This window comes from Desulforegula conservatrix Mb1Pa (assembly GCF_000426225.1).
Classification (GTDB): Bacteria; Desulfobacterota; Desulfobacteria; order Desulfobacterales; family Desulforegulaceae; genus Desulforegula; species Desulforegula conservatrix.
On the sequence record NZ_AUEY01000119.1, the window covers coordinates 1 to 6,141 of the forward strand.

Here is a 6,141-nt window from a genome sequence, read left to right on the forward strand (position 1 = left end):
GAAGGCCTATGGAAGCATGTCAGAAGCGAGACACAAAATTGGCGATTATCTGAGGTTCTACAACACAAAAAGGCCTCACCAGAGCTTTAAGAATAATACGCCTGATAAAACATATTTTGAAGGTCTGGAAATTCCAATCGCCGCTTGAAGCTTTTATTAAAAATATGAGACACAGAGGTCAAAATTATATAAGGATTTGTTGATAGGATTTTCACTTATATTTTCAGAAAATCTGTCCAATCAAAACCGACCACTTATTTGAGCGTCAGGCCAAAGAGACAAACGGAGATACAAAACAGGATTTGAAAGAACAGGCCGACAAGCTTCGTCAGAAAGCCAAAGATGAACAGTCCGCAGGAGACCGCATATTCTGGCCCATTTACAACCTTGATGCTAAGAATCCCAACTCACCGGATGCGGAAATCCATGATCCGGATGTTTTGCTGGTGAAATTAAAAGAGATTTCCCGTCAGATTGCAGAAACCGAAGAGCACTTGAAACAGGAGCTGGCAGCGGCCTTTGCCCATCACTTTGAAGGGGAAGACCTATGACTAACGACCTGGTAAAAAAAGAAAAACCCGCCTGCTCAAGACTTATTGATGAAATCAGGGGGCTGATTGAAGAGGGCCGCTCCAAAGTAAGTGTTGCTGTCAACAAAACCCTGACCATGCTTTACTGGCAGATCGGCAAACGAATCAATGAAGAGATTCTTAAGGGCGAACGTGCGGCATATGGTGAGCAGATTGTTGCGACATTGTCGGAACAATTAACAAATGAATATGGAAAAGGCTTCAGTCGTCCGGCACTGAGCAGAATGTGCCTTTTTAATACCAATTTCCCTGATCCTTCAATATGTGCGACACTGTCGGACAAATTAAGCTGGTCACATTTTATTGAACTTATCCCGCTGAAAGATAAACTCCAAAGAGACTTTTATGCCGAGATGTGCAGGATTGACGGCTGGAGTGTCCGTATCCTGCGTGATCGTATAGACTCGATGCTCTATGAACGTACAGCGCTTTCCCGTAAGCCGGATGAGTTGATTGTTCATGAGCTGGAAAAACTGCGTGATGAAAACAGACTGTCACCCAATCTAATTTTTAAAGATCCTTATTTTCTTGATTTCCTGGGTGTTAAAGACCGTTATTACGAAAAAGACATCGAAGATGCCATTCTGCGGGAAATGGAACAGTTTCTGCTGGAACTGGGGAGCGGTTTTGCGTTTATGGCTCGCCAGAAGAGGATTCAGATCGACAATGAAGATTATTATATCGATCTGCTCTTTTATCATCGTGATCTGAACAGATTGATAGTCATTGATCTAAAACTTGGTGATTTTAAAGCCCAGGACAAAGGTCAGATGGAGCTTTATCTGAGATGGCTGAGCAAACACGAACGGCGAGCAGGTGAAGAAGCTCCTTTGGGGATTATTCTTTGCGCCGGTAAAAAACAGGAACTGGTGGAACTTCTGGAGCTGGATCAGTCTGGCATTCACGTGGCAGAGTATCTCACTGTACTGCCTGAAAAAGAGCTGATGCAGAAGAAGCTGCACGAAGCCATTGCCAATGCTCCCGGCGGGGTGCAGAGATTGCGGGAGATGATTTTGCAATTGGCTGTTCAGGGGAAGTTGGTGGAGCAGAATCCTGATGATGAACCGGCGAGTGAGTTGTTGAAGCGTATTGAGGCGGAAAAGACGGAGCTTGTTCGCAAAAAGATAATAAAACCACAGAAACCATTGCCTGAAATTCGGAAAGAAGAGAAACCCTTTGCGACTCCTGATAATTGGAGCTGGTGTCATTTAGGAGACATTTGTACAGGAATAACAGATGGTGTTCACAAAACACCCAAGTATCAGAAAAACGGGATTCCATTTTTATCTATAAAAAATATTTCAAGTGGATACTTAGACTTTGAAAACTGCAAATTCATCTCTCTTTCTGAGCATCAAGAGATAAATAAAAGATGTAACCCTGAAAAAGGGGATATTTTGTTCTGTAGGATTGGGACATTAGGTAAGAGTATTGTAATAAAAACAGAAGATCCTTTTAGTATTTTCGTAAGTTTAGGACTTCTAAAATTTCCTCAAAAGGAAATATTTCCTTTATATTTAGAGTACACTCTAAATACTCAAATGATGTATCAACAATTTGATAAGGTTAAAGCTGGAGGAAGTCATACAAACAAACTTAATTTATTTAGTATGCCAGGTCTAATTCTCCCACTCCCACCCCTCGAAGAACAAAAACGAATCGTTGCCAAAGTGGATCAGCTCATGGCGCTCTGCGATCAGCTGGAAGCGCAGCAGCAGAAACGGTCAGATCTGGTTAAACAAACCCGCATTTCAGCCCTTGAAGCCTTGGCCAATGCTCAGAGGGGCGAAGAGTTGCAGGTCGCCTGGAAACGGGTGGAAAAGAATCTGCCCACGCTCTTTGAAAGCCCTGAGGATGTTGAGGATTTGAAAAAGTGCATCCTTCAGAATGCGGTGATGGGAAAACTCGTTCCTCAGAATCCCGATGACGAACCCGCCAGTGAGCTGTTGAAAAAGATCGCCAAAGAAAAAGCGGAGCTGATTAAAAAGGGGGAGATTAAAAGACAGAACCCGTTGCCTGAGATTCGGGATGATGAGAAGCCTTTTGAGGTTCCTACGGGGTGGGAGTGGTGTCGATTGAATGATTTAGGTTATGTGATAGGTGGTGGTACACCAAGCAAATCTAATCAATCGTTTTGGTCTGGTTCAATTCCTTGGATAAGTCCTAAAGATATGAAAGTTGATTATATTTATGATGCTCAAGATCACATATCTAATGATGCTATTTCAAATAGTTCCGTAAAATTAATTCCTCCAAATTCAGTGTTAATGGTTCTTAGAGGCATGATCCTCGCGCACTCTTTTCCTTTAGCAATTACTGAAAGGGTCGTTACAATAAATCAGGATATGAAGGCACTGCGTCTTTATTTACCTGAAATGTCAAAATTTTCTTTGGTGCTGCTCAAAGGATGTAAATCGCGATATTTAAAAATAGTGGAAAGATCAAGTCATGGAACCTGCCGACTTGATACAGATAAACTTTTTTCGTCAACTATTGCACTTCCGCCTCTTGAAGAACAAAAACGTATAGTCAAAAAAACACAATCCCTTTTATCCCTCTGCGACACCCTCCAGAAACAACTGGCAAAATCCCGCAAAGTGGCGGAGCAATTAGCCCAATCCGTAGTTGTGAGCATTACCGGAATATCCCCAGAGAAACAGCCAGAGAAAAAGCTCAATGACTGGATAGAAGAGCCTGAGAAAGCCGAAATCAGGATTGTGGAGGCTCAGGTGAATCAGAAGTGAGAATCAACAGTCTGTACATAAAAGAGTTCCGCAACCTCAAGTATTTCAGAATCGATTTCGTGTCAGAAGGAACACCTGCAATAAGGGTGAACGGAAAGAAAAATTATGCCACGGAGCCACCTTCCTGGGTAGGAGGATCTACACTTTGACAAACGACCGCAAACAGAAATTAATCGAATTGGGAGCAGAGAGCCTTGCGGATGCTTTGCTGGAACTTGCCGAGCAGTATGATGCAGCAGATGATCTGCTTGAACGTATGCTTGCAACTCCCACTGAAAATATAGAGCGATTTAAGAAAAAGATATCAGCTTTAAAACGGTCAAAACGCTTCATTAGCTGGGGTGGGGCTTCCGTATTTGCATGTGAACTAAAGGCATTGCTCCAGAATTTGAAGGCCGGTGTTACTGAGCCGCTTACCGGAGTCCAGCTTGTTGCAGCTTTTTTTGAAACTGACAAAGGAACGCTTGGAAACTGTGACGACTCCAGCGGAAATGTCGGAGACGTATTCCGGTATGATGCTAAAGAATTGTTTGTGGAATACGCCTCCTGCTGCTCTGACAAAGAAAAAGTCGCAAATATCATACTTAAGCTAAACCTGAAGGATGATTATGGCGTTCGGGATACCCTTATTGATTGTGCCAGCGAGTGCCTGCCCGAACCTGTTATACGATCCATGATCAAAGAACTTCAGTCGTTGGCGGATAAAGAAGAGGATAAATACAAAAAACGACACCATTTGATGCTCATAGAATCACTGGCCCGCCAGATCAAGGATGCCAAACTTTTTGAACAAACCAGGATTGCCTCATGGGGAGAGCTGTCAACGGCTGCTTTCATCGATATTGCCCGTGTTTATCTGGAAAGTGGCGATGTTCAGACAGCTTATTTGTGGCTCTCTAAGATTCCTGAAGGTGAAACTTATAAGGATTATGAACGGGATAAGTTGCTGCTCGAGATTTACAAAAAGTTGGGAGATAACGAGAAACTGACCGAACTTTTATATCGAAAATTCAGGTCTTATCACTCTATGGAAACTCTTCAGGATCTGTTGGACGTTATCGGCAAAGACAAACTGGATGAAGTTCTCTCAAAAGAGGTCTCTCATATCCTTGCGTTTCCCAGCTTGCGTGCATCAGACGCCTCATTCCTGATTTCAGTAGCTAAAATTGATGAGGCTGAAAAATATATTCTGGAAAGAGCCGATCAGCTTAACGGCGACTTGTATTTAAGCCTGCTTCCTTTAGCTGGTTCGATGGAATCTGAAGGCAGGAACCTCGCAGCCAGCCTAATCTACCGGAGTCTGCTGAATTCCATTCTTGAACGTGGGCATGCCAAGGCCTATCAACATGGTATTGACTACCTGGAAACTCTGGACAAGCTGGCTGTTCAAATAGGTCTATGGGGGGATTTTGGTGATCACGAAGCATTTAAAGCCCGGATTTATCAGGCGCATGGCCGTAAACGAAGCTTCTGGTCTAAATATAAGGGGCAGAAGTGAACGAGCATTTTTATCTACTAAAATTCAGAACTGATTCTCAAAGAAGAAATTTAGGATTCTCGATAAAGCCGGGATGGAAAGAATGAAACAGGATAAAAAAAAAGGACTACAGAAGTTAGGCAAGAATAAAACCTCTATTGTCCGCTCATCGGCTGCTGAGTACCTGACCTTTGTAGCGGCAAACGGCGAGGGTGGCGTTGAGGCGGTTTATGCAGATGAGAATATCTGGCTGACCCAGAAAATGATGGCCACGCTTTATGATGTTGACGTCAGAACGGTTAACTATCATCTGAAAAAGATCTTCATTGACAGTGAATTACAGGAAGATTCAGTTATCCGAAATTTTCGGATAACTGCCGCTGATGGCAAGAACTACAATACGAATCACTACAATCTCTCGGCTATTATTGCCGTTGGTTATAAGGTCAATTCGGAACGAGCCGTACAGTTCCGTAAATGGGCGACCACCATTATTCAGGAGTTCACCATCAAAGGTTATGCCATGGATGATGAGCGTCTGAAGAATGACGGCTCTGTCCTCGGTAAAAAATATTTTGAAGAGCAGTTGGAACGCATTCGGGAAATCCGGCTTTCCGAGCGTAAATTCTATCAGAAGATTACGGATATTTATGCCACATCCATTGATTATGATGTCACAGCCCAAGCGACCAAACGATTCTTTGCAACAGTCCAGAATAAGCTGCATTGGGCCATTCACGGCCAGACCGCAGCAGAAGTGATCGTCGATCGGGCAAACCACCAGAAGCAAAACATGGGGTTGACCAACTGGAAAGACGCTCCGGAAGGAAAGATTCAAAAATTCGATGTAAGCGTGGCAAAGAATTATTTGACCGAAAATGAGATGGCGCAATTGCAGAGGTTGGTCTCAGCCTATCTGGATGTTGCGGAAGATATGGCACTTCGTAAAATCCCTATGACCATGCAGGATTGGGAAACACGCCTGAACAAATTCATCGAAGCCACAGATCGTGGAATTTTGCAGGACTCTGGAAAGGTAACGGCTGATCAACGACAATTATTTTTCCGTGTCAGCGACAGTTATAATTCCCGATCCAGTTTCCTAATTTAAGGCGCATTTTCCTCACTTTTTTCCTCGTTAATTTTCTGTTTTGACTTTTCCAGCCTGTAGCTTGGCAAGTTAAGTTCAAGAATGATGCTATGATGTACAAGTCTGTCAATGGCAGCGGCGGTAGTCATGGGATCCTTGAAAATCTGCTCCCATTTGGAAAAGGGAAGATTACTTGTGAGCATGACAGATCCACGTTCGTATCGATCTGCGAGCAGGGTA

General features: G+C 43.3%; 7 protein-coding genes. 6 read left to right on the plus strand and 1 reads right to left on the minus strand.

The features are described from left to right. The first annotated feature begins 16 nt into the window (after positions 1-16). The 6 genes from K245_RS28625 (at position 17) to K245_RS25695 (ending at position 5,922) form a co-directional block, all read left to right on the plus strand. Positions 17-148 (plus strand): integrase core domain-containing protein, encoded by a 132-nt coding sequence (locus K245_RS28625; RefSeq protein ID WP_084156461.1) that lies wholly within the window; start codon positions 17-19, stop codon positions 146-148. A 154-nt stretch (positions 149-302) separates the two neighbouring features. Next, positions 303-551 carry a hypothetical protein gene (locus K245_RS0120250; RefSeq protein WP_027360644.1) on the plus strand — a complete coding sequence of 83 codons (249 nt, stop codon included), beginning with the start codon at positions 303-305 and terminating at the stop codon, positions 549-551. After that, complete coding sequence (locus K245_RS28520; RefSeq protein ID WP_084156459.1) at positions 548-3,334, plus strand: PDDEXK nuclease domain-containing protein; 2,787 nt, start codon at positions 548-550, stop codon at positions 3,332-3,334. The genes K245_RS0120250 and K245_RS28520 overlap by 4 nt, the downstream gene beginning before the upstream one ends. Then, complete coding sequence (locus K245_RS27895; RefSeq protein WP_156906864.1) at positions 3,331-3,483, plus strand: hypothetical protein; 153 nt, start codon at positions 3,331-3,333, stop codon at positions 3,481-3,483. Before K245_RS28520 ends, K245_RS27895 begins: the two co-directional genes overlap by 4 nt. Continuing rightward, positions 3,480-4,832, plus strand: a complete 1,353-nt coding sequence (locus tag K245_RS0120265; RefSeq protein WP_027360645.1) for a DUF6880 family protein — start codon at positions 3,480-3,482, stop codon at positions 4,830-4,832. Before K245_RS27895 ends, K245_RS0120265 begins: the two co-directional genes overlap by 4 nt. Positions 4,833-4,914: 82 nt before the next feature. After that, positions 4,915-5,922 carry a virulence RhuM family protein gene (locus K245_RS25695; RefSeq protein WP_084156460.1) on the plus strand — a complete coding sequence of 336 codons (1,008 nt, stop codon included), beginning with the start codon at positions 4,915-4,917 and terminating at the stop codon, positions 5,920-5,922. On the opposite strand, the gene K245_RS0120275 is transcribed toward K245_RS25695, so the two are convergent. Then, a partial coding sequence (locus tag K245_RS0120275; protein WP_027359845.1) for an ATP-binding protein occupies positions 5,919-6,141 on the minus strand: 223 nt, incomplete at its 5' end. The genes K245_RS25695 and K245_RS0120275 overlap by 4 nt on opposite strands.